Annotated in this window: 21 protein-coding genes and 2 tRNA genes; 21 read left to right on the forward strand and 2 right to left on the reverse strand. The window is 62.8% G+C overall.

What is annotated here, in order from left to right; all coding sequences use genetic code 11:
• The first annotated feature begins 17 nt into the window (after positions 1–17).
• The 3 genes from carB to QO207_RS05160 are packed head-to-tail and all read left to right on the forward strand — an operon-like array spanning position 18 to position 4,127.
• Positions 18–3,239, forward strand: a complete 3,222-nt coding sequence (gene carB, locus QO207_RS05150; protein ID WP_301531479.1) for a carbamoyl-phosphate synthase large subunit — start codon at positions 18–20, stop codon at positions 3,237–3,239.
• Positions 3,236–3,712: a transcription elongation factor GreA gene (gene greA, locus QO207_RS05155; protein ID WP_017518953.1), complete on the forward strand. Its 477-nt coding sequence runs from the start codon at positions 3,236–3,238 to the stop codon at positions 3,710–3,712. The genes carB and greA overlap by 4 nt, the downstream gene beginning before the upstream one ends.
• Positions 3,713–3,722: 10 nt before the next feature.
• Complete coding sequence (locus QO207_RS05160; RefSeq protein WP_301531536.1) at positions 3,723–4,127, forward strand: DUF4149 domain-containing protein; 405 nt, start codon at positions 3,723–3,725, stop codon at positions 4,125–4,127.
• Between the two features lie 42 nt (positions 4,128–4,169).
• Here QO207_RS05160 and QO207_RS05165 read toward each other — a convergent pair whose 3' ends face one another.
• On the reverse strand, positions 4,170–4,484 hold the full coding sequence (locus tag QO207_RS05165) for a YhbY family RNA-binding protein (RefSeq protein ID WP_301531480.1): 315 nt from the start codon (positions 4,482–4,484) through the stop codon (positions 4,170–4,172).
• Between the two features lie 79 nt (positions 4,485–4,563).
• On the opposite strand from QO207_RS05165, the gene rlmE reads away from it, so the two are divergent.
• The 18 genes from rlmE to QO207_RS05255 all read left to right on the forward strand — a co-directional run bounded on the left by rlmE (position 4,564) and on the right by QO207_RS05255 (position 22,036).
• Positions 4,564–5,187: a 23S rRNA (uridine(2552)-2'-O)-methyltransferase RlmE gene (gene rlmE, locus QO207_RS05170; protein WP_045216738.1), complete on the forward strand. Its 624-nt coding sequence runs from the start codon at positions 4,564–4,566 to the stop codon at positions 5,185–5,187.
• Positions 5,188–5,388: 201 nt separating this feature from the next.
• Entirely contained in the window at positions 5,389–7,305 is a 1,917-nt protein-coding gene (gene ftsH / locus QO207_RS05175; RefSeq protein ID WP_138214228.1) for an ATP-dependent zinc metalloprotease FtsH, read from the forward strand.
• A 9-nt stretch (positions 7,306–7,314) separates the two neighbouring features.
• Positions 7,315–8,181 (forward strand): dihydropteroate synthase, encoded by an 867-nt coding sequence (gene folP / locus QO207_RS05180; RefSeq protein WP_301531481.1) that lies wholly within the window; start codon positions 7,315–7,317, stop codon positions 8,179–8,181.
• Positions 8,178–9,518 carry a phosphoglucosamine mutase gene (gene glmM, locus QO207_RS05185; protein ID WP_301531482.1) on the forward strand — a complete coding sequence of 447 codons (1,341 nt, stop codon included), beginning with the start codon at positions 8,178–8,180 and terminating at the stop codon, positions 9,516–9,518. Before folP ends, glmM begins: the two co-directional genes overlap by 4 nt.
• 65 nt (positions 9,519–9,583) lie before the next feature.
• Positions 9,584–10,339 carry a triose-phosphate isomerase gene (gene tpiA / locus QO207_RS05190; protein ID WP_301531483.1) on the forward strand — a complete coding sequence of 252 codons (756 nt, stop codon included), beginning with the start codon at positions 9,584–9,586 and terminating at the stop codon, positions 10,337–10,339.
• Positions 10,340–10,341: 2 nt separating this feature from the next.
• Entirely contained in the window at positions 10,342–10,734 is a 393-nt protein-coding gene (gene secG, locus QO207_RS05195) for a preprotein translocase subunit SecG (protein WP_017518945.1), read from the forward strand.
• Between the two features lie 16 nt (positions 10,735–10,750).
• A tRNA-Leu gene (locus tag QO207_RS05200) sits at positions 10,751–10,836 on the forward strand.
• Between the two features lie 92 nt (positions 10,837–10,928).
• Positions 10,929–11,005: transfer RNA gene (locus tag QO207_RS05205), tRNA-Met, on the forward strand.
• A gap of 127 nt (positions 11,006–11,132) precedes the next feature.
• A complete protein-coding gene (gene rimP, locus QO207_RS05210) occupies positions 11,133–11,591 on the forward strand; it encodes a ribosome maturation factor RimP (protein WP_045216751.1) in 459 nt (152 codons plus the stop codon).
• 45 nt (positions 11,592–11,636) lie between these two features.
• Complete coding sequence (gene nusA / locus QO207_RS05215; protein WP_301531484.1) at positions 11,637–13,118, forward strand: transcription termination factor NusA; 1,482 nt, start codon at positions 11,637–11,639, stop codon at positions 13,116–13,118.
• A 27-nt stretch (positions 13,119–13,145) separates the two neighbouring features.
• Positions 13,146–15,683 carry a translation initiation factor IF-2 gene (gene infB / locus QO207_RS05220; protein ID WP_301531485.1) on the forward strand — a complete coding sequence of 846 codons (2,538 nt, stop codon included), beginning with the start codon at positions 13,146–13,148 and terminating at the stop codon, positions 15,681–15,683.
• A gap of 106 nt (positions 15,684–15,789) precedes the next feature.
• Positions 15,790–16,176: a 30S ribosome-binding factor RbfA gene (gene rbfA / locus QO207_RS05225; RefSeq protein WP_045216758.1), complete on the forward strand. Its 387-nt coding sequence runs from the start codon at positions 15,790–15,792 to the stop codon at positions 16,174–16,176.
• Positions 16,177–16,179: 3 nt separating this feature from the next.
• Complete coding sequence (gene truB / locus QO207_RS05230; protein ID WP_301531486.1) at positions 16,180–17,094, forward strand: tRNA pseudouridine(55) synthase TruB; 915 nt, start codon at positions 16,180–16,182, stop codon at positions 17,092–17,094.
• A gap of 98 nt (positions 17,095–17,192) precedes the next feature.
• Positions 17,193–17,462 (forward strand): 30S ribosomal protein S15, encoded by a 270-nt coding sequence (rpsO, locus tag QO207_RS05235; protein WP_045216763.1) that lies wholly within the window; start codon positions 17,193–17,195, stop codon positions 17,460–17,462.
• Between the two features lie 169 nt (positions 17,463–17,631).
• A complete protein-coding gene (pnp, locus tag QO207_RS05240; protein WP_301531487.1) occupies positions 17,632–19,737 on the forward strand; it encodes a polyribonucleotide nucleotidyltransferase in 2,106 nt (701 codons plus the stop codon).
• Positions 19,738–19,831: 94 nt separating this feature from the next.
• Positions 19,832–21,250: a hypothetical protein gene (locus tag QO207_RS05245; RefSeq protein ID WP_301531488.1), complete on the forward strand. Its 1,419-nt coding sequence runs from the start codon at positions 19,832–19,834 to the stop codon at positions 21,248–21,250.
• Between the two features lie 196 nt (positions 21,251–21,446).
• Positions 21,447–21,794, forward strand: coding sequence for a BON domain-containing protein (locus tag QO207_RS05250; protein WP_301531489.1), 348 nt, complete (start codon positions 21,447–21,449; stop codon positions 21,792–21,794).
• Positions 21,795–21,838: 44 nt separating this feature from the next.
• Entirely contained in the window at positions 21,839–22,036 is a 198-nt protein-coding gene (locus tag QO207_RS05255) for a CsbD family protein (protein ID WP_301531490.1), read from the forward strand.
• Positions 22,037–22,099: 63 nt separating this feature from the next.
• On the opposite strand, the gene QO207_RS05260 is transcribed toward QO207_RS05255, so the two are convergent.
• Positions 22,100–23,554: a rhomboid family intramembrane serine protease gene (locus QO207_RS05260; RefSeq protein ID WP_301531491.1), complete on the reverse strand. Its 1,455-nt coding sequence runs from the start codon at positions 23,552–23,554 to the stop codon at positions 22,100–22,102.
• Positions 23,555–23,594 lie beyond the last annotated feature (40 nt).

Genomic DNA, 23,594 nt, shown 5'->3' on the forward strand with positions numbered 1-23,594 from the left:
ATTGCAACGAGAGTCCCATGCCCAAGCGTACAGACATCAAGAGCATCCTGATCCTCGGCGCCGGCCCGATCGTCATCGGCCAGGCCTGCGAGTTCGACTACTCCGGCGCACAGGCCTGCAAGGCCCTGAAGGAAGAAGGCTTCCGTGTCATCCTGGTGAACTCCAACCCGGCCACCATCATGACCGACCCGGCCATGGCCGACGCCACCTACATCGAGCCGATCAAGTGGCAGACCGTCGCCAAGATCATCGAGAAGGAGCGCCCTGACGCGCTGCTGCCGACCATGGGCGGCCAGACCGCTCTGAACTGCGCCCTGGACCTGGAGCGCCACGGCGTGCTCGAGCAGTTCGGCGTAGAAATGATCGGCGCCAACGCCGACACCATCGACAAGGCCGAAGACCGTTCGCGCTTCGACAAGGCCATGCGCGACATCGGCCTGGCCTGCCCGCGCTCGGGCATCGCCCACACCATGGAAGAAGCCTACGGCGTGCTGGAGAAGGTCAACTTCCCGTGCATCATCCGTCCGTCCTTCACCATGGGCGGCACCGGTGGCGGCATCGCCTACAACCGCGAAGAATTCGAGGAAATCTGCACCCGTGGTCTGGACCTGTCGCCGACCAACGAGCTGCTGATCGACGAATCGCTGATCGGCTGGAAGGAATACGAGATGGAGGTTGTCCGCGACAAGAAGGACAACTGCATCATCGTCTGCGCCATCGAGAACTTCGACCCGATGGGCGTGCACACCGGTGACTCGATCACCGTGGCCCCGGCGCAGACCCTGACCGACAAGGAATACCAGATCATGCGCAACGCCTCCCTGGCGGTGCTGCGTGAGATCGGTGTGGAAACCGGCGGTTCGAACGTGCAGTTCGGCATCTGCCCGAACACCGGCCGCATGGTCGTGATCGAGATGAACCCGCGCGTATCGCGTTCCTCGGCACTGGCCTCCAAGGCCACCGGCTTCCCGATCGCCAAGATCGCCGCCAAGCTGGCCGTCGGCTACACCCTGGACGAACTGCAGAACGACATCACCGGTGGCCGCACCCCGGCGTCCTTCGAGCCGGCAATCGACTACGTCGTCACCAAGATCCCGCGTTTCGCCTTCGAGAAATTCCCGAAAGCCGACGCCCGCCTGACCACCCAGATGAAATCCGTGGGCGAAGTCATGGCCATCGGCCGCACCTTCCAGGAGTCCGTGCAGAAAGCCCTGCGCGGCCTGGAAGTCGGCGCCACCGGTTTCGATCCGAAGCTCGACCTGAGCAACCCGGAAGCCGAGAGCATCCTCAAGCGCGAGCTGACCGTGCCCAATGCCGACCGCATCTGGTACGTCGCCGACGCCTTCCGCGCCGGCAAGAGCATCGCCGAAGTCTTCGACCTGACCCGCATCGACGAGTGGTTCCTGGTGCAGATCGAAGACCTGGTCAAGGACGAGGAGCGCGTCAAGACCCTGGGTCTGTCCGCCATCGACCGCGAGCTGATGTACAAGCTCAAGCGCAAGGGCTTCTCCGACGCCCGCCTCGCAACTCTGCTGGGTGTGACCGAGAAGAACCTGCGCAACCATCGCCACAAGCTCAAGGTGCTGCCGGTGTACAAGCGCGTGGACACCTGCGCCGCCGAGTTCGCCACCGACACCGCTTACATGTACTCGACCTACGAGGAAGAGTGCGAAGCCAATCCGTCGACTCGCGACAAGATCATGATCCTGGGCGGCGGTCCGAACCGTATCGGTCAGGGCATCGAGTTCGACTACTGCTGCGTACACGCCGCGCTGGCCATGCGTGAAGACGGTTACGAGACCATCATGGTCAACTGCAACCCGGAGACCGTCTCCACCGACTACGACACTTCCGACCGCCTGTACTTCGAGCCGGTGACCCTGGAAGACGTGCTGGAAATCGTCCGCGTCGAGCAGCCCAAGGGCGTCATCGTGCAGTACGGCGGCCAGACTCCGCTGAAGCTCTGCCGCGCCCTGGAAGAAGCCGGCGTGCCGATCATTGGCACCAGCCCGGACGCCATCGACCGCGCCGAAGACCGTGAGCGCTTCCAGCACATGGTCCAGCGCCTGAACCTGCGCCAACCGGCCAACGCCACCGCGCGCAGCGAAGACCAGGCCCTGGAGCTGTCGAAGAACATCGGCTACCCGATGGTGGTGCGCCCGTCCTACGTACTGGGCGGCCGGGCGATGGAAATCGTCTACCAGGAAGAAGAGCTCAAGCGCTACATGCGCGAAGCGGTGAAGGTCTCCAACGACAGCCCGGTGCTGCTGGACCGCTTCCTCAACTGCGCCATCGAAGTCGACATCGATGCGGTGTGCGACGGCGAGACCGTGGTGATCGGCGCGATCATGCAGCACATCGAACAGGCCGGCGTGCACTCCGGTGACTCCGCCTGCTCGCTGCCGCCGTACTCGCTGCCGGCGCACATCCAGGACGAGATCCGCGAACAGGTCAAGAAGATGGCCCTGGAGCTCGGCGTGGTCGGTCTGATGAACGTGCAGATGGCCGTGCAGGGCGAAGACATCTACGTGATCGAGGTGAACCCGCGCGCATCCCGTACCGTGCCGTTCGTCTCCAAGTGCATCGGCGAGTCGCTGGCCAAAGTTGCGGCCCGCGTCATGGCTGGCAAATCCCTGGCCGAAGTCGGCTTCACCCAGGAGGTGATCCCGCCGTACTATAGCGTCAAGGAAGCGGTGTTCCCGTTCGCCAAGTTCCCCGGCGTCGACCCGATCCTCGGCCCAGAGATGAAATCCACTGGCGAGGTCATGGGTGTCGGCGACAGTTTCGGTGAGGCATTCGCCAAGGCCCAGTTGGGCGCCAGCGAAATCCTGCCGAACGCCGGTTGCGCCTTCATCAGCGTCCGCGAGGACGACAAGCCGCAAGCCGTTCAGGTCGCTCGCGATCTGGTCGCGCTGGGCTTCGAAGTGGTCGCTACCGCCGGTACCGCCAAGGTGATCGAGGCTGCCGGCCTGCCGGTACGTCGTGTGAACAAGGTGACCGAGGGCCGTCCTCACGTGGTCGACATGATCAAGAATGACGAAGTCACCCTGATCATCAACACCACCGAAGGTCGCCAGTCCATCGCCGACTCGTACTCCATCCGTCGTAACGCCCTGCAGCACAAGATCTACTGCACCACCACCATCGCGGCGGGTCAGGCGATCTGTGAGGCGCTCAAGTTCGGTCCCGAGAAGACCGTTCGCCGTCTGCAGGATCTCCATGCAGGGATCAACGCATGAGCAAATTTCCAATGACCGTCCAGGGCGCTCGCGCCCTGGAAGAAGAACTGAAATACCTGAAGACCGTTCTGCGTCCGCAGATCACCCAGGCCATCGCCGAAGCGCGTGAACTGGGCGACCTCAAGGAAAACGCCGAATACCACGCAGCCCGTGAACAGCAGGGCATGTCCGAGGCGCGTATCCGCGACATCGAGGCCAAGCTGTCCAACGCGCAGATCATCGACGTGACCACCATTCCGCACAGCGGCAAGGTGATCTTCGGTACCACCGTGGATATCGCCAACGTCGAGACCGACGAGACCGTGACCTACCAGATCGTCGGCGACGATGAGGCAGACATCAAGAACAGCAAGATCTCGGTCAACTCGCCGATCGCCCGCGCGCTGATCGGCAAGACCGAAGGCGATGCCGTCCTGGTGAAAACCCCGGGTGGCGACGTCGAGTACGAGATCGTTGAAGTCCGTCACGCCTGATCGGCAATCCCTGAACGCAGGCACCATCAGCTGGCTGCTGGCCCAGACATTCTGGGTCGGCGGCCTCTGGTTGCTGCAGTTCGTGGTATTGCCCGCGCTAGACAAGATCGGCCTGGCCCCGCTGCTGGTGGAAACCGTCGCTGACGGTCTGAAGCCACTGCTGCTGGGCTTTGCCGGGTTCTGCGTGCTGCTGCAGGCGCTGGTGCTCTGGCAGGCGCGCGGATTCGCTGCCTTCACCCGTGAAACGCGGGGGCAGTTGCTGCTGACCGTGCTGGTGATGACGGCGGCCTATTTCGTGGTACGCCAGGTCGCGCCGGACGCTCAGCGCTGGCTGCTGTTCAACTACCTGGTGGTGGCGCTGTGCGGGCTGCTGCTGGTGCTGCAACCGACGCCGGGGCGGGAAGGGCGGAGCTGACGCGGCGGAGCCTTGCGGGCTCCGCGCTGCCGGGCTTGACTGTCAGAGGCCGCTGTAGCGGCTGATGTTCGACAGGTTCTTGTTCGGCTTGGGATTGCGACGATAGATCAGCGCCATCTTGCCGATGCTCTGGATCAGTTCGCAGCTGCCGTTCTGGCAGAGTTCGTCGATCAGTGCGCGACGGTCGTCGCGTTCGGCGATGCGGAACTGCACCTTGATCAGTTCATGATCGTTGAGCGCACGTTCAAGCTCGGCCATCACACCTTCCGAAAGACCGTTTTCAGCAACGGTCAATACGGGTTTCAGGTGATGCCCGATAGATTTGAACTGCTTTTTCTGCTCCTGAGAGAGCGCCATAATCTGACCCCTGGGAAAAAAGGCGGATATTCTACCCGAGTTTCGATTATACCGGGATGCCGCTCAGACGAGGTAATACGTGGCCCGTTCCAAGACTAGCCATCGCTGGCTGAAAGAACATTTCGACGATCCGTACGTGAAGATGGCACAGCGCGACGGCTATCGCTCGCGCGCCAGCTACAAGCTGCTGGAAATCCAGGAGAAGGATCGCATCCTGCGCCCCGGCATGACCGTGGTCGACCTCGGCGCGGCGCCGGGCGGCTGGTCGCAGGTCACCAGTCGGGTGATCGGTGACAAGGGCACCCTGATCGCGTCGGACATCCTGCCGATGGACAGCATTCCGGACGTCACCTTCATCCAGGGTGACTTCACCGAGGACGAAGTCTTCGCCCAGTTGCTCGAGGCCATCGGAGAAAATCCGGTAGACCTTGTGATTTCCGATATGGCCCCCAATATGAGTGGATTGCCCGCCGTGGACATGCCTCGTGCGATGTTCCTCTGCGAGCTGGCTCTGGACCTGTGCACCCGCGTGCTGCGTCCGGGGGGCGATTTCCTGATCAAGATTTTCCAGGGTGAGGGTTTCGACGCTTACCACAAGATGGTTCGCGAGAACTTCGAGAAGGTGCAGATGCGCAAACCGCTGTCGTCCCGCGACCGTTCGCGGGAGCAGTATCTGCTCGCACGGGGCTTCCGCGGCGCCTAGACTGGAATGATTGGGCCGGCTTCTGGTCTATGCCTTGCAGGTTTTGCTTGTGCCGGTGAAAACCGGGGTTCATAAAGGGTTACAGACGGCGCCTGCCTGGCGGCGGGCGTTGTGTAGTAATTTTGGCCGGAAGGAGTCTGGCCGTCGTGAGAAGCGGTTTCCAGGGCGGAGCCGGCTTCAGAGGGTAGTCAATTGAACGACATGGCAAAGAACCTGATCCTGTGGCTGATCATCGCGGCGGTACTCGTCACCGTGATGAACAACTTCTCCAGCCCGAGCGAGCCGCAGACGCTCAACTATTCCGACTTCATCCAGCAGGTGAAGGACGGCAAGGTCGAGCGCGTGACCGTCGACGGCTATGTCATCACCGGCAAGCGCCAGGATGGTGACACCTTCAAGACCATCCGCCCGGCCATTCAGGACAACGGCCTGATCGGCGACCTGGTCAATAACAACGTGGTCGTCGAAGGCAAGCAGCCCGAGCAGCAGAGCATCTGGACTCAACTGCTGGTGGCGAGCTTCCCGATCCTGGTGATCATCGCGGTCTTCATGTTCTTCATGCGCCAGATGCAGGGCGGCGGCGGTGGCCGCGGTGGCCCGATGAGCTTTGGCAAGAGCAAGGCCCGCCTGCTCTCGGAAGACCAGGTGAAGACCACCTTCGCCGACGTTGCCGGTTGCGACGAGGCCAAGGAAGAGGTCAGCGAGCTGGTGGAGTTCCTCCGCGATCCGGGCAAGTTCCAGCGCCTGGGCGGTCGTATCCCGCGCGGCGTGCTGATGGTCGGCCCGCCCGGTACCGGTAAGACCCTGCTCGCCAAGGCAATCGCCGGCGAAGCCAAGGTGCCGTTCTTCACCATCTCCGGTTCGGACTTCGTGGAAATGTTTGTCGGCGTGGGCGCCTCGCGCGTTCGCGACATGTTCGACCAGGCCAAGAAGCACGCACCCTGCATCATCTTCATCGACGAGATCGACGCCGTCGGCCGCCATCGTGGCGCCGGCCTGGGTGGCGGTCACGATGAGCGCGAACAGACCCTCAACCAGTTGCTGGTGGAGATGGATGGCTTCGAGATGAATGACGGCATCATCGTCATCGCCGCGACCAACCGTCCGGACGTGCTCGACCCCGCGCTGCTGCGTCCGGGCCGCTTCGACCGCCAGGTGGTGGTCGGCCTGCCGGACATCCGCGGTCGCGAGCAGATTCTCAAAGTGCACATGCGCAAGGTCCCGCTGGGCGACAACGTCGATCCGGCCGTGATTGCGCGCGGCACCCCGGGCTTCTCCGGTGCCGACCTGGCCAACCTGGTCAACGAGGCCTCGCTGTTCGCCGCTCGTTCCAACAAGCGCATCGTCGACATGCGTGAGTTCGAGCTGGCCAAGGACAAGATCATGATGGGCGCCGAGCGCAAGACCATGGTCATGTCCGAGAAGGAGAAGAAGAACACCGCGTTCCACGAAGCTGGCCACGCCATCGTCGGTCGTCTGGTTCCGGAACACGACCCGGTCTACAAGGTTTCCATCATTCCGCGCGGCCGTGCCCTGGGCGTGACCATGTTCCTGCCGGAAGAGGATCGCTACAGCCTGTCCAAGCGCGCCCTGGAAAGCCAGATCTGCTCGCTGTTCGGTGGTCGTATCGCCGAAGAGATGACCCTGGGCTTCGAAGGCGTCACCACCGGTGCTTCCAACGACATCATGCGTGCCACTCAGCTGGCGCGGAACATGGTGACCAAGTGGGGGCTGTCGGAAAAACTCGGTCCGCTGATGTATGCGGAAGAAGAGGGTGAAGTCTTCCTCGGTCGCAGCGCCGGTGGCCAGCACTCCAATATCTCCGGTGAGACCGCCAAGCTGATCGACCAGGAAGTGCGCCGCATCATCGATGACTGCTACGGCATCGCCAAGCGCCTGCTGGAAGATAACCGCGACAAGCTCGACATGATGGCCGACGCGCTGATGAAGTACGAAACCATCGATGCCGACCAGATCGACGACATCATGGCCGGCCGCACTCCGCGCGAGCCGCGTGACTGGCAGGGCGGTAACTCCGGCTCGTCCGGTAACGCCGCTTCGCCGCGCGACGAAGGTCGCCAGGAAAATCCGATTGGCGGGCCCGCCGGCGAACACTGAGAGCACTGAATGAGTTCGTTGTACCACCCGACCCGGTTGCCTTGCGGCAACCGGGTTCTTGATTTAAGCCGCCCGCATGTCATGGGCATCCTCAATGTCACTCCTGATTCCTTCTCCGATGGCGGGCGCTTCAACCAGCTCGAGGTGGCGTTGCGCCACGCAGCGGAAATGGTCGAGGCTGGTGCCACGCTGATCGACATCGGCGGCGAATCTACCCGCCCCGGCGCCCGCGTGGTTTCGCCCACCGAAGAGCTGGAACGTGTCGCGCCGGTGGTCGAGGCCATCGCCCGCGAACTGGATGTGATCATCTCTGTGGATACCTCCACGCCAGCGGTGATGCGCGAGACTGCACGCCTTGGTGCGGGGTTGATCAATGACGTGCGTTCCCTGCAGCGCGATGGTGCCCTGGACGCGGCGGTCGATACCGGCCTGCCGGTGTGCCTGATGCACATGCGCGGCGAGCCGGGGAACATGCAGGACGATCCGCGCTACCCGGATATCCTGCGCGAGGTCCGCGACTTCCTCGAAGAGCGCATCGCGGTCTGCGAAACCGTGGGCATTGCCCGCGAGCGGATCGTGATCGACCCTGGCTTCGGTTTCGCCAAGACCCAGGGCCACAACCTCAACCTGTTCCGGCAGATGGAGCAGTTGCTGGAAATGGGCTGCCCGCTGCTGGTCGGCGTGTCGCGCAAGAGCATGATCGGCCGCGCCCTGGGGCGCGAGGTCGGAGAGAGACTTTATGGCAGCCTTGCCCTTGCCGCGCTGGCGGTGAGCAAGGGGGCCAGCATTATCCGGGTGCACGATGTGCCCCAGACCGTTGATGTAGTGCGAATGATCCACGCGGTGGAAAGCGCAAGAGAAGGAGAGCAGGCATGAGCAGGAAGTATTTCGGCACCGATGGTATTCGTGGTCGCGTTGGCACGCCGCCGATCACGCCGGACTTCGTGCTCAAGCTGGGTTGGGCGGTGGGCATGGCCTTCCGTCAGCAGGGCAAGTGCCGCGTGCTGGTGGGCAAGGACACGCGTATCTCTGGTTATATGTTCGAGTCCGCCCTGGAGGCTGGTCTGTCCGCCGCAGGCGCTGACGTGATGCTGCTCGGCCCGATGCCGACGCCGGGCATCGCCTACCTGACGCGCACCTTCCATGCTGAGGCTGGCATCGTCATCAGTGCTTCGCACAACCCGCATGACGACAATGGCATCAAGTTCTTCTCCGGCCAGGGCACCAAGCTGCCTGACGAAGTCGAGCTGATCATCGAGGAACTGCTCGATGCGCCGATGACCGTGGTCGAGTCTGCCCGCCTGGGCAAGGTTTCCCGGATCAACGATGCTGCGGGCCGCTACATCGAATTCTGCAAGAGCAGCGTGCCGTCGAACACCAGCTTCGCCGGCCTGCGTATTGCCCTGGATTGCGCCCATGGTGCGACCTACAAGATCGCTCCCAACGTGTTCCGTGAGCTGGGCGCCGAAGTCTTCGTCATTGGTGCAGAGCCCAATGGCCTGAACATCAACGACAAGTGCGGCTCCACCCACATGGGCGCGCTGCAGGACGCCGTGCTGGCGCAGCACGCCGATATCGGCATTGCCTTCGACGGTGACGGCGACCGCGTGATGATGGTCGACCACACCGGCGCCATCATCGATGGCGACGAAATCCTCTACCTCATCGCCCGTGACCTGCTCGACCGCGGAAAGCTGCACGGCGGCGTGGTCGGCACGCTGATGAGCAACCTGGGCCTGGAACTGGCACTGCAGGAGCTGAACATCCCGTTCGTGCGCGCCAAAGTTGGCGACCGTTACGTGATGGCCGAGCTGCAGGCCCGCGACTGGCAGCTGGGTGGCGAGAACTCCGGTCACGTGGTCTGCTGCCAGCACACCACCACGGGCGATGCGATTATCGCGGCGCTGCAGGTGCTGATGGCGCTCAAGACTCGTGGCCAGACCCTCGCTGAGGCGCGCATGGGCATCCGCAAGTGCCCGCAGGTGCTGATCAACGTGCGCTTCGCCGGCTCCGATGTCGACCCGCTCGAGCACCCGGCGGTGAAGGAAGCCTGCGCCAAGGTCACCGAGGAAATGGCTGGGCGCGGGCGCGTGCTGCTGCGCAAGTCCGGCACCGAACCGCTGGTTCGAGTGATGGTGGAAGGTGACGAAGAAGGGCGTGTGCGTGCCTATGCCGAGCAGCTGGCAAAAGTCGTTACAGAGGTATGTGCTTGATTTCTCTTGTCAGTTCCAAAAGCGTCGAGTAATATCTGCGCCCACTTTGCTCAGCGAGGTACAGCATGCGTCGACCCTTGGTGGCCGGTAATTGGAAAATGCACGGTACCCGCTCCAGCGTCACGGAGCTGATCAAAGGCCTGCGTCAACTGGCTCTTCCCACGGGTGTCGATGTGGCGGTGTTTCCGCCCTGTCTGTACATCAATCAGGTCGTACAAGGTCTGGATGGAAAGGCGGTTGCCGTCGGTGCGCAGAATTGCGCGGTTGAGCCGATGCAGGGCGCCTTGACGGGCGAGATCGCAGCCAGCCAGTTGGCTGATGCGAGTTGCTCCCTGGTGCTGGTGGGTCATTCCGAACGTCGCCTGATCCTGGGTGAAAGTGATGGAGTGATCAGCCGCAAGTTTGCAGCGGCTCAGTCGTGTGGCCTGGTTCCGATCCTGTGCGTGGGTGAGACTCGCGAGCAGCGTGAAGCGGGCAAGACTCTTGAGGTCGTCGGGCGCCAGTTGGGCTCGGTGATCGAAGAACTGGGTGTCGGGGCTTTCTCCCGCGCCGTTGTGGCTTACGAGCCGGTGTGGGCAATCGGGACGGGGCTGACCGCTTCTCCCGAGCAGGCCCAGGAAGTACATGCGGCGATTCGCGCGCAGATCTCGGCGGAAAACGCAGAGGTGGCCAGCGGCCTTCGCCTCCTGTACGGCGGCAGTGTCAAGGCCGCCAACGCTGTCGAGCTTTTCGGCATGCCGGATATCGATGGGGGGCTCATTGGTGGAGCTTCCCTGAATGCAGATGAGTTCGGTGCGATCTGTCGCGCCGCAGGAAACTGAAGATGCTGGAAACAGTTGTAATCGTGATTCACCTGCTGATGGCGCTGGGTCTGGTTGTGCTGGTCCTGCTTCAGCAGGGCAAGGGCGCCGACGCGGGTGCATCGTTTGGTGCTGGCGCTTCGGGTACTGTTTTTGGTAGCCAGGGTTCGGCTACCTTCCTGAGTCGCTTCACTGCTGTACTGGCTGCAGTTTTTTTCATTACCAGCTTGGGTTTAGCGTATTTTGCTAAAGAAAAAGCTGATATAATTCGTCACGCTGGGCTTCCTGATCCGGCAGTGATGGAGCAGAAGCAGGAACAAGCTCCGGCAGCTAGCGATGTGCCGGGCGCGCAAGGGCAACCTCAAGCCCCTGCAGGCGGTAACGGCGACGTTCCGGCGGCTCCTGAGCAGAAGTAAGCAGGCAAGAGTTTTTGCCGAGGTGGTGGAATTGGTAGACACGCTACCTTGAGGTGGTAGTGGCCATAGGCTGTAGGGGTTCGAGTCCCCTCCTCGGTACCATATACGAAAAGGCCCGCGATGCGGGCCTTTGCGTTTAGGAGTTTCGGTTGACCTTAAAGGGGCTCAGCCGTATAATTTCGCACCAGCTTTGACGCGGGATGGAGCAGTCTGGTAGCTCGTCGGGCTCATAACCCGAAGGTCGTAGGTTCAAATCCTGCTCCCGCAACCAGTATGACAGGGCCCCTTTTCAGGGGCTTTTTGTTAGCTGGACAGTCCGTGCCGCCAGATCAGGGCGGTCCTTAAGGGATGGGCGTTTCGCCCATTTTTTGTTTCTACAGCATACGCGAGGCGATCAGGTGTCGAGCAAGCTAGAACAGTTGCAGGCCTTGTTGGCCCCTGTAGTAGAAGCGCTCGGCTATGAGTGCTGGGGCCTGGAGTACATTTCCCAAGGTCGCCATTCCCTGCTCCGGGTTTATATCGATCGTGCCGAAGGCATCCTGGTCGATGACTGCGAAATCGTCAGTCGTCAGATCAGTGGCATCCTCGACGTGGAAGACCCGATCAGCGGCGAGTACACCCTGGAGGTGTCGTCGCCCGGCATGGATCGGCCGCTCTTCACACTCGAACAGTTCGCCCGTTACGTCGGCGAGCAGGTGAAGATCAAGCTGCGCACGCCCTTCGAAAGGCGTCGCAATTTCCAGGGCATTCTCCGTGGTGTGGAGGAGCAGGATGTGGTGGTCCTGGTGGATGACCATGAATACCTGCTGCCGGTCGACTCGATCGACAAGGCCAACATCATTCCCCGATTTGAGTGAGCCGCCAGAGCGCGGATTCCAATGGATTGAAAGGCGAGGCGTACGATGAGCAAAGAAGTACTGCTGGTTGTTGAGTCGGTATCCAACGAGAAGGGTGTACCGCCTGGCGTGATTTTCGAAGCGCTGGAGCTGGCCCTGGCGACTGCGACCAAAAAGCGTTTCGAGGACGAGGTTGACCTGCGCGTGGAAATCAACCGCGCCAACGGCAACTACGAAACCTTCCGTCGCTGGACCATCGTCGAGGACGAGGACTACTCCAACCCGGCATCGGAACTGACCGTCGAAGACGTGCAGGAAGATCATCCGGGCATGAAGGCCGGCGCGGTCATCGAAGAGAAGATCGAGTCCATCGAGTTCGGTCGTATTGCCGCCCAGACCGCCAAGCAAGTCATCGTGCAGAAGGTCCGCGAGGCCGAGCGCGCCCAGGTGGTCGACGCCTACCGCGAGAAGGTCAACGAGATCATCTCCGGCACCGTGAAGAAAGTGACTCGCGACAACGTGATCGTCGACCTGGGCAACAACGCCGAAGCGCTGCTGGCCCGCGACCAGATCATCCCGCGCGAGACCTTCCGCGTCGGCACCCGCGTGCGTGCCCTGCTGAAGGAAATCCGCAGCGAGAACCGCGGCCCTCAGTTGGTCCTGTCGCGTACCGCGCCGGAAATGCTGATCGAGCTGTTCCGCATCGAAGTACCGGAAATCGCCGAGCAACTGATCGACGTGATGGCCGCCGCCCGTGATCCGGGTTCGCGCGCCAAGATCGCCGTTCGCTCCAAGGACAAGCGTATCGACCCGCAGGGCGCCTGCATCGGTATGCGTGGTTCCCGCGTCCAGGCCGTCTCCGGCGAGCTGGGCGGTGAGCGTGTGGATATCGTCCTGTGGGACGACAACCCCGCGCAATTCGTGATCAATGCCATGGCTCCGGCCGAAGTGGCAGCGATCATCGTCGACGAAGATACCCACACCATGGATATCGCCGTTGCCGAGGACAACCTGGCACAGGCCATCGGCCGCAGTGGCCAGAACGTCCGTCTGGCCAGCCAGCTCACCGGCTGGACCCTGAACGTGATGACCGAGGCCGATATCCAGGCCAAACAGCAGGCTGAAACTGGCGACATCCTGCAGCGCTTCGTCGACGAGCTGGATGTCGATGAAGAACTCGCCCAGGTTCTGGTGGAAGAAGGTTTCACCACCCTGGAAGAGATCGCCTACGTACCGATGGAAGAGATGCTCAGCATCGACGGCTTCGACGAGGACATCGTCAACGAGCTGCGCTCGCGTGCCAAGGACCGCCTGCTGACCAAAGCCATCGCCACTGAAGAGAAACTCGCCGACGCACAACCTGCCGAAGACCTGCTCAGCCTCGATGGCATGACCAAAGAGCTGGCCGTGGACCTGGCGCTGCGTGGCGTAACCACCCGTGAAGATCTTGCCGAGCAGTCTATTGACGATTTGCTCGACATCGACGGCATGGACGAAGAGCGTGCCGGCAAGTTGATCATGGCCGCCCGGGCCCATTGGTTCGAGTAAGCATTCGCGGCCTGAGGAGAGAAGTGCATGACGCAAGTCACGGTGAAAGAACTGGCCAAGACGGTCGATACGCCGGTAGAGCGCCTGCTGCAGCAGATGCGTGAAGCGGGTCTGCCCCATAACGATGCCGAGCAGGTAGTGACCGACAGCGAGAAGCAAGCGCTGCTGGCCCACCTGAAAGGCAACCATGGTGATCGCGCGGAAGAGCCGCGCAAGATCACCCTGCAACGCAAGACCACCTCGACCATCCGGGTCGCTGGCAGCAAGACCGTCAGCGTCGAGGTCCGCAAGAAGAAGACCTACGTCAAGCGCGATCCCGAAGAGATCGAGGCCGAGCGCCAGCGCGAGCTGGAAGAACAGCGCGCCGCTGAAGAAGCTGCTCGCCTGAAGGTCGAGGAAGAAGCCCGTCAGCGTGCTGCCGCAGAAGAGGCTCGCCGTCAGGCGGACGCTGCTCGCCAGACCACTGATGCTGCGCCTGCTGCTGCCGCTCCGGCCGCTGCCCAAGCACCCCGCGCCGCAGCACCTGCTGCCGCTCCGGCTGCCCCGGCCGCTGCCGCTCCTGCTGCGGACGACCGCAAGAAGGACGAAGTGCGCCGCGCTCCCAAGCGTGACGAAGAGGACGAGCGCCGTGATCGCAAGCATGCCCAGCATCGCCCGTCGATCAAGGAAAAGGAAAAGACCACTGCGCCGCGCGTTGTTCGCAGCGGTGGTGGCGACGACGACGACAGCTTTGGCCGTCGTGGCGGTGGCCGCGGCAAGGGCAAGCTGAAGAAGCGTAACCAGCACGGGTTCCAGAGCCCGACAGGACCGATTGTGCGTGAAGTGAATATCGGCGAAACCATCACCGTGGGCGAGCTCGCTGCCCAGATGTCGGTGAAGGGTGCCGAGGTCGTCAAGTTCATGTTCAAGATGGGCACCCCGGTGACCATCAACCAGGTACTCGATCAGGAAACCGCTCAGCTGATCGCCGAAGAGCTCGGCCACAAGGTCAAGCTGGTCAGCGAGAACGCCCTGGAAGAGCAACTGGCCGAATCCCTGAAGTTCGAAGGCGAAGCCGTCTCCCGTGCGCCGGTCGTGACCGTCATGGGCCACGTCGACCACGGCAAGACCTCGCTGCTCGACTACATCCGTCGTGCCAAGGTGGCAGCTGGCGAAGCCGGCGGCATCACCCAGCACATCGGCGCCTACCACGTGGAAACCGACCGCGGCATGGTCACCTTCCTCGATACCCCTGGCCACGCCGCGTTCACCGCGATGCGTGCCCGTGGTGCTCAGGCGACCGACATCGTCATCCTCGTGGTGGCGGCGGACGACGGCGTGATGCCGCAGACCCAGGAAGCCGTACAGCACGCGAAAGCGGCTGGCGTGCCGATCGTGGTCGCGGTGAACAAGATCGACAAGCCCGATGCCAACCCGGACAACATCAAGAACGGCCTGGCCGCTCTGGACGTGATCCCGGAAGAGTGGGGCGGCGATGCTCCGTACGTCCACGTATCCGCCAAGCTGGGTACCGGCGTCGACGAGCTGCTCGAAGCCGTACTGCTGCAGGCTGAAGTACTCGAGCTCAAAGCCACTCCGTCGGCCCCGGGCCGTGGCGTGGTGGTCGAGTCGCGTCTGGACAAGGGCCGTGGCCCGGTAGCCACCGTGCTGGTCCAGGACGGTACTCTGCGTCAGGGCGACATGGTCCTGGTCGGCGTCAACTACGGCCGCGTCCGTGCGATGCTCGACGAGAACGGCAAGCCGATCAAGGAAGCCGGTCCGTCCATTCCGGTCGAGATCCTCGGCCTCGATGGCACCCCGGACGCCGGTGACGAGATGACCGTGGTCGCCGACGAGAAGAAGGCCCGCGAAGTCGCTCTGTTCCGTCAGGGCAAGTTCCGCGAAGTGAAACTGGCTCGTGCCCATGCCGGCAAGCTGGAAAACATCTTCGAGAACATGGGCCAGGAAGAGAAGAAGACCCTCAACATCGTGCTCAAGTCCGATGTCCGTGGTTCGCTGGAAGCCCTGCAGGGCTCGCTCAGCGGCCTGGGCAACGACGAAGTGCAGGTTCGCGTGGTCGGTGGCGGCGTCGGTGGTATCACCGAGTCCGATGCCAACCTGGCGCTGGCCTCCAACGCGGTGCTGTTCGGCTTCAACGTCCGTGCTGACGCCGGTGCGCGCAAGATCGTCGAGTCCGAAGGCCTCGACATGCGTTACTACAACGTGATCTACGACATCATCGAAGACGTCAAGAAAGCCCTGACCGGCATGCTCGGCAGCGATGTTCGCGAGAACATCCTGGGTATCGCCGAAGTGCGTGACGTGTTCCGTTCGCCGAAGTTCGGCGCGGTCGCCGGCTGCATGGTCACCGAGGGTCTGGTGCACCGCAACCGTCCGATCCGTGTACTGCGCGACGACGTGGTCATCTTCGAAGGCGAGCTGGAATCCCTGCGTCGCTTCAAGGATGACGTCTCGGAAGTCCGTGCCGGCATGGAATGCGGTATCGGCGTGAAGAGCTACAACGACGTCCGCGTCGGCGACAAGATCGAAGTGTTCGAGAAGGTCGAAGTCGCTCGTACTCTGTAAGGGTATTCGAGCGTGAACGCAGCGCCCGGGCCGGCTTTTCAGCTGTCCCGGGCGTTTGCCGCTTTCAGACCCGGAGCCTCGCGGCTCGGGTAAGCAGGTTAGAAAAATGGCTAAAGAGTACAGCCGTACCCAGCGTATCGGCGACCAGATGCAGCGCGAACTGGCGCTGCTGATCCAGCGTGAAATCAAGGACCCGCGTCTCGGCCTGGTGACCATCACCGGCGTCGACGTGGCCCGCGACCTGTCCCATGCCAAGGTGTACGTCACCGTGATGGGCCAGGACGACAACGCCGAAGTGGTGAAGCAGAACACCAGCATCCTCAACGATGCTGCCGGCTTCCTGCGCATGCAACTGGGCAAGGCGATGAAGCTGCGCACCGTGCCGCAACTGCACTTCAGCTACGACGCCAGCATCCGCCGTGGTGCCGAGCTGTCGGCGCTGATCGAGCGCGCGGTGGCTGCCGATCGTCGCGGCGGCGATTCCGAGGAGTAACGCGTGGCCCAGGTGAAACGCATTCGCCGTGCAGTCAACGGTGTGCTGATTCTCGACAAGCCCCTGGGCATGAGCTCCAACCAGGCGCTGCAGAAGGTGCGCTGGCTGCTCAATGCCGAGAAGGCCGGCCACACCGGCAGCCTCGATCCGCTGGCCACCGGCGTGCTGCCGCTGTGCTTCGGCGAGGCGACCAAGTTCTCCCAGTACCTGCTCGATGCCGACAAGGCCTACGAGACCATCGCCCTGCTGGGCACCACGACCACCACCGGAGATGCCGAAGGTGAGGTGCTCGAGCAACGCGAAGTGACCGTCGGTCGGGAAGCCATCGAGGCCCAGTTGCCGCGCTTCCGTGGCGACATAGAGCAGGTGCCGCCGATGTACTCGGCACTGAAGAAGGACGGCCAGCCGCTGTACAAGCTGGCCCGTGCAGGAGAGGTAGTGGAGCGCGAGGCGCGTTCTGTTACTATTGCGCGCCTGGAAATGCTCGCGTTCGAGTCGCCCCGTGCGACCCTGGCGGTTTCCTGCAGCAAGGGCACCTATATTCGCACCCTGGTCGAAGACCTCGGCCGCGAACTGGGTTGTGGCGCACACGTCGCCGCCCTGCGCCGGACTCAGGCCGGGCCGTTCCAGCTGCACCAGTCGGTGACGCTGGAGGAGCTCGAGAAAGTCCATGCCGAGGGTGGCAACGAAGCCCTCGACCGTTTCCTGCTGCCGGTGGATGCCGGCCTGGAGCACTGGCCGCTGCTGCAGTTGTCCGAGCACAGCGCCTATTACTGGCTGCATGGTCAGCCGGTACGCGCCCCGGATATGCCGAAGTTCGGCATGCTGCGGGTGCAGGATCATGAAGGCCGTTTCATCGGTATCGGTGAAGTGGTCGAAGACGGGCGCCTGGCGCCGCGTCGACTGATTCGGTCCTAAGACCGAAACCGAGGGTGGCTGTCAGCAGGCACGGTCACTCCTCTTATTATGAACACAGGGAGAAGTCCCTGGCCTGTTACCTCAGAGGAAGCCCCATCATGGCACTGAGCGTCCAAGAAAAAGCCCAGATCGTTAACGAGTACAAGCAAGCTGAAGGCGACACCGGTTCCCCGGAAGTGCAGGTTGCACTGCTGTCCGCCAACATCAACAAGCTGCAGGACCACTTCAAGGCCAACGGCAAAGACCACCACTCCCGTCGTGGCCTGATCCGTATGGTTAACCAGCGTCGTAAGCTGCTGGACTACCTGAAGGGCAAGGACACCTCTCGTTACAGCGCCCTGATCGGTCGCCTGGGCCTGCGTCGCTAAGACGGCAAGCCTGAAGTGGGAAGCTGGGAGTCCGGGGTCGATGGGCGGTTTATACCGCTCATCGGCCCTGGCTCCCGGCTTTCTCGCTTTTACAGGGAATGAAAACGGGTCCGACTCCCGGCATTTCCACAATTTCCCCCAAGGCAACTAAAGAGAAGGTAGAGAAACCGTGAACCCGGTAATCAAGAAATTCCAGTTCGGTCAGTCGACCGTAACCCTCGAGACTGGCCGCATCGCCCGCCAGGCCACCGGTGCCGTCCTGGTCACCATGGACGACGTCACCGTGCTCTGCACCGTCGTCGGCGCCAAGCAGGCCGACCCGAGCAAGAGCTTCTTCCCGCTCTCCGTGCACTACCAGGAGAAGACCTACGCAGCCGGCCGCATCCCCGGTGGTTTCTTCAAGCGTGAAGGCCGTCCTTCCGAGAAGGAAACCCTGACTTCGCGCCTGATCGACCGTCCGATCCGCCCGCTGTTCCCGGAAGGCTTCATGAACGAAGTGCAGGTTGTCTGCACCGTCGTTTCCACCAACAAGAAGTCCGATCCGGACATCGCTGCCATGATCGGCACCTCCGCCGCCCTGGCGATCTCCGGCATTCCGTTCGCCGGCCCGATCGGCGCTGCCCGCGTTGGCTTCCACCCGGAAATCGGCTACATCCTCAACCCGACCTACGAGCAGCAGCAGAGCTCCAGCCTCGACATGGTCGTGGCCGGTACCTCCGACGCCGTGCTGATGGTTGAATCCGAAGCCGACGAGCTGACCGAAGACCAGATGCTGGGCGCCGTTCTGTTCGCCCACGAAGAATTCCAGGCCGTTATCCGCGCCGTTGCCGAACTGGCAACCGAAGCCGGCAAGCCGACCTGGAACTGGTCCGCCCCGGTCGAGAACACCGCCCTGGTCAACACCATCAAGGCCGAGTTCGGTGCTGCCATCTCCGAGGCTTACACCGTCACCATCAAGCAGGACCGTTACGCGGCCCTGGACGCCCTGCGCGAGCAGATCGTCGCCAAGTTCGCCGGTGAAGGCGAAGGCCAGTTCTCCGCTGGTGAAGTCAAGGAAGTCTTCGGCCTGCTGGAATACCGCACCGTCCGCGAGAACATCGTCAACGGCAAACCGCGTATCGACGGCCGCGACACCCGCACCGTGCGTCCGCTGCGTATCGAAGTCGGCGTACTGGGCAAGACCCACGGTTCGGCGCTGTTCACCCGTGGCGAAACCCAGGCTCTGGTCGTTGCCACCCTCGGCACCGCCCGTGACGCCCAACTGCTCGACACCCTCGAAGGCGAGCGCAAAGACCCCTTCATGCTGCACTACAACTTCCCGCCGTTCTCGGTAGGCGAGTGTGGCCGCATGGGCAGCGCTGGTCGTCGTGAAATCGGCCACGGCCGTCTGGCCCGCCGCAGCGTCGCTGCCATGCTGCCGACCCAGGACGAGTTCCCCTACACCATCCGCGTCGTTTCCGAGATCACCGAATCCAACGGTTCCAGCTCCATGGCTTCCGTTTGCGGTGCTTCCCTGGCTCTGATGGACGCCGGTGTTCCGGTCAAGGCGCCGGTTGCCGGTATCGCCATGGGCCTGGTGAAGGAAGGTGACAAGTTCGCCATCCTGACCGACATCCTGGGTGACGAAGACCACCTGGGCGACATGGACTTCAAGGTCGCCGGTACCGACAAGGGCGTAACCGCCCTGCAGATGGACATCAAGATCAACGGCATCACCGAAGAGATCATGGAGATCGCCCTGGGCCAGGCCCTGGAAGCTCGCCTGAACATCCTCGGCCAGATGAACCAGATCATCGCCGCCCCGCGCGCCGAGCTGTCGGAAAACGCTCCGACCATGATCCAGATGAAGATCGACACCGACAAGATCCGCGACGTCATCGGCAAGGGCGGCGCCACCATTCGCAGCATCTGCGAAGAGACCAAGGCCTCGATCGACATCGAGGACGATGGCAGCGTGAAGATCTACGGCGAAACCAAGGAAGCTGCCGAGGCCGCCAAGCAGCGCGTCCTGGGTATCACCGCGGAAGCCGAGATCGGCAAGATCTACGTTGGCAAGGTCGAGCGCATCGTCGACTTCGGTGCCTTCGTCAACATCCTGCCGGGCAAGGATGGTCTGGTGCACATCTCGCAGATCAGCGACAAGCGCATCGACAAGGTCACCGACGTTCTGCAGGAAGGCCAGGAAGTCAAAGTCCTGGTTCTCGACGTGGACAACCGTGGCCGCATCAAGCTGTCCATCAAGGACGTAGCCGCTGCTGAAGCCTCTGGCGTGTAAGCGAACGGTGAAATGAAAGAGGGCCCCTTGCGGGCCCTCTTTTTTTGCCTGGAGAATGCGCCATTCGCCGATCTCGCTCCAAGGATGCCCCGAGATGGACAAGCGTTACTGTCACTACCACAGTGCCCAGCCCGCGACCTGGCAATGCCAGCCCTGCGAGCGTCATTACGGCGACTGCTGCATTCCCCTCAATGCTGACGCTCCGGAGTACGCGCCGGCGTGTCCCCTGTGCCGGGGCCATCTGCGCTTCCTTGGCGCGGCGAATACCGCGCAGCCCTTCTGGGAGCGCCTGCCGAAGTTCTTCGCCTATGCCTTCCAGACCGGGCCGCTGGCGTTCTGCGCGCTGCTGGCGTTGGCCTGTGTGTTCATGCCGGCAATGTTCGTACTGTGGATCGCGCTGCTCAGCGTGGCGACCAAATACCTGCACAGCGTGATCGAAGCGGCGAGCTTCGGCGGCCAGGACGCCCCGGGCCTGCTGGAAGCGTTCAGCGCCGACAGCCTGCGGACCTTCTTCCAGCAGCTGGCGGTGTTCCTGATCGCCCTGGTGCTGCTGTGGATCGCGGCGGACTTCCATAGCGAGGCGATCTACTGGGCCGCCAACATCGGCATCATGCTGGTGCTGCCGGCGAGCATCATCCGCCTGTCTCTGGACAAGAGCCTGGGCGCGGCGCTCAGCCCCGCCGAGGTTGGCCAGGTGATCGCCGCCATGGGCTGGCGTTACCTGATCCTCTGTGTGTTCCTGTTCATCCTCTGGCAGTCGCCGACCTACGTTGGCTGGCTGCTGTCCCACGGCTTGCCGCGGGTGGTGATGGTGCCCGTGGTGGCCGGGCTGACCGGGTATTTTGCCGTGGTGATGTGCGCCATGATGGGGTACGCCGTGTTCCAGTATCAGGGCGAGCTGGGCTATGTCTCTGCCGGAGAGGATGCTCCTGCCGGCTTTGCCGCGCCTGAGTGGCACCGCCGCAAGGCGCTGGCCGAGGCCGAGGTGCGAGTCAAGGAAGGACAGACTGGCGCTGCCCTGGAGATCCTCCTGGCGGCCCTGCGCGAAGGCCGCCAGGACCTCAAGCTCAACGAGCGTTACCACCAGCTGTTGTTTGCCACCAACGATCGGGCGGAATGCCTGAATCACCTGCCGCACTACCTGGGGCTGGCCAGCCGGCTGAATCCGCAACTGGCCGCCAGTGCCTTCCTCAACGCCCGGCAATTGCAGGCGGATTACCTGCCGGAAGACCCGACAGTGTGTGAGCGCCTCGCCGAGGTGCTGCTGCAGCGGCACAAGGCCCGGGAAGGCCTGAGCCTGCTGCGCAACCTGCACAAACGCTTCCCGGACTATCCGGGCATCCCCCGTGCGTACCTGCTGGCGGCGCGCGGCTTCTCCGAGGAGCTCGGCCAGGTGGAACCGGCCCAGCAACTGCTGGCCTTCATCCGCCAGCGCTATCCGGCCTTCGAGCAGATGGGCGAAGTAGTGCAACTGGAAGCGGTGCTCGCCAAGCTGGGCAAGAAGTCCGGTTGAAGACCATGCAACTTGCATGAAGCGCAGCGGCTCGGTTTGCAAACTGCAAGCGAGTGGTGATTTTGAATGATTGTTAAGTGGCTGATTTTTAAGGTTTTTACTGAATTTAAAAAACTGGCACAGGGCTTGCGATAGTTCTAGTGCAACTGCTGCCAGGCACGGGCCGCAGTTTTCCAATAATTCAGGAGAAACCGCCATGAAACGTTTCAACAAACTGGCTCTTGCCGCTGCCACCGCAACCGCCCTGAGCTTCTCGTTCGCCAACACGGTGTTCGCCCAGCCGACGACCCTGGCCGCTAACGAGACAGTTCAGAAAACCGAAGAGGCGGTCTCTGATACCTGGATCACCAGCAAGGTGAAGTCCTCGCTGATTGCCAACAAGGACATCAGCGGTACCAACATCAAGGTCGAAACCAACAAGGGCGTGGTTTCCCTCTCCGGTAATGTCAAGACCGACGCCGAGAAGGAACTGGCCATCCAGACCACCAAAGGCATCAAGGGCGTGACCGCTGTCTCCGCCGATGGCCTGAAGTCGGTCGAATAAGGTCACCTGATCTCGCCCATCCCAACCTTCAGAGGAGGATCGCCATGAACACTGACGTCATCAAAGGCAAGTGGAAGCAGCTGTCCGGTACGCTCAAGGAGAAGTGGGGCAAGCTCACTGACGATGACCTGCAGGCGGCAGACGGACACGCCGAATACCTGGTTGGTAAACTGCAGGAGCGCTACGGCTGGACCCGCGAAAAAGCGGAAGACGAAGTCCGCGACTTCAGCCGCCGCCTGTAGCGCCCGACCTCACGGATGACCCAAGCCCCGCCGGCCTGCCGGCGGGGCTTTTTCATGGGCGGATCAGGGCGCGAGGTGCTGCTGGTAGATGGTCAATTGCTGGGTCGGTTCGGCCTGCGGATAGTGCTGGCGTAGGAACCGCGATAGTTCGCGCACGCCCTGCAGGTCCTGGCGCGGGCCAATCTGCTTGGCGAGTTGCAGGGTCAGGCCGGGTAGCGGTTCGGGCAACTGGCCGGAGCGCGCCAGGCGCCGCCAGCAGTTCAGCGCCAACGCCGATTCATTGCGCTGCAGCAGCTTGCGCAGCAGGTGCAACTGGATCGTCGGGTGCACGAGCAGGCCAGCGTCGTTGGCGGCACTTTCTTCCGCCAGCCGGCGCAGCAGCGCATCGGCCGCCGGGGAGGGGGGCAGGGCGAACAGCTGCTTGAGGGTCTCGCTCATCAGGGCGCGGTCCTGGCGGCCCTTGGCGACCCCGTAGAGGCGCTCTACCAGCACCGGCTGGCCGGGGAACTGGCGCAGCAGTTCCGGGCCACGGGCGGCGGCCTGGTCGAGGGCGAAGCGGCCGATCTGCTCGTCCAGCGAAGCGAGGGCGCGCTTGAACGGTGCCTCCGGGTCTTCCTTGGCCAGGTAGGCCTCGTCCACCGGCATCCGGCCCAGCTGGCGAGGCAGCCAGACCGCGAGGAAGCCCGACACCAGCCCGCCGATGTGAGCGTAGTAGTTCACGTGGTCGGTGGCGCGCAGCAGGCCGTACAGCTCCTTGCCCAGCCACAGCGGCAGGATCCACAGCGCCGGCGCTCGGAAATAGCCCAGCAGTGGCCCCAGCCAGTAGAAGAAGCGGATGCGCCGCAGGCCGTAGACACCGATGTACATGCCCATCAGGCCGGAGATGGCACCCGACGCGCCGATGCCGGGTACCCAGGACGGATCCAGCGCCCACCACAGCAGCCCGGAGCAGAGGCCGCTGAACAGGTACAGGCCCAGGTACATCGCCCGCCCCAGCGCTGCCTCCAGGGCGAAGCCGAAGATGAACAGGAACAGCATGTTGCCGGCCAGGTGCCAGAAGCTGCCATGCAGGAACATCGAGCCGAACAGGCCGACCACCGTGAAACGCTCGGGCACGAAGCCGAAGCGCAGGCTGCTGGTCTGGTCGCGTGCGGCTTCGGCACGGGAGCGTGAGGCCTGCCAGGTCGAATCCTGCTGGAATGCGGGTAGGGCGCGTAGTTCGTGGCCGAATTCGAGGTCCGCCAGAAGTAGCCACGCCAGCTGTTGGCGGGGCAGGGCTTCCAGGCCGCGGCGCTGATCAGCCTGCAGGCGTTCGCGACGCTCCAGCGAGGCGCTGAACAGCGGGCGCTCGCGGCTGAGCAGGTCCTGGTCGAGGTAGATGCGCACCGCTTCTTCGCGGCGGGCGCTGTCGCCGCTCTGGTAACCGAAGTAGATGAGTACGTTGAGCAGGATCAGCAGCAGCGTGATGACCGGAGGCTTCTTCCAGTCCAGCGGATGCTCGGCGGGGACTATGACCATGGCGACCCGTCCTTGGCCCGAATGGCTTGAGTGCGTGATG

This window comes from Pseudomonas sp. CAN1 (assembly GCF_030462585.1).
Lineage (GTDB): Bacteria > Pseudomonadota > Gammaproteobacteria > Pseudomonadales > Pseudomonadaceae > Pseudomonas.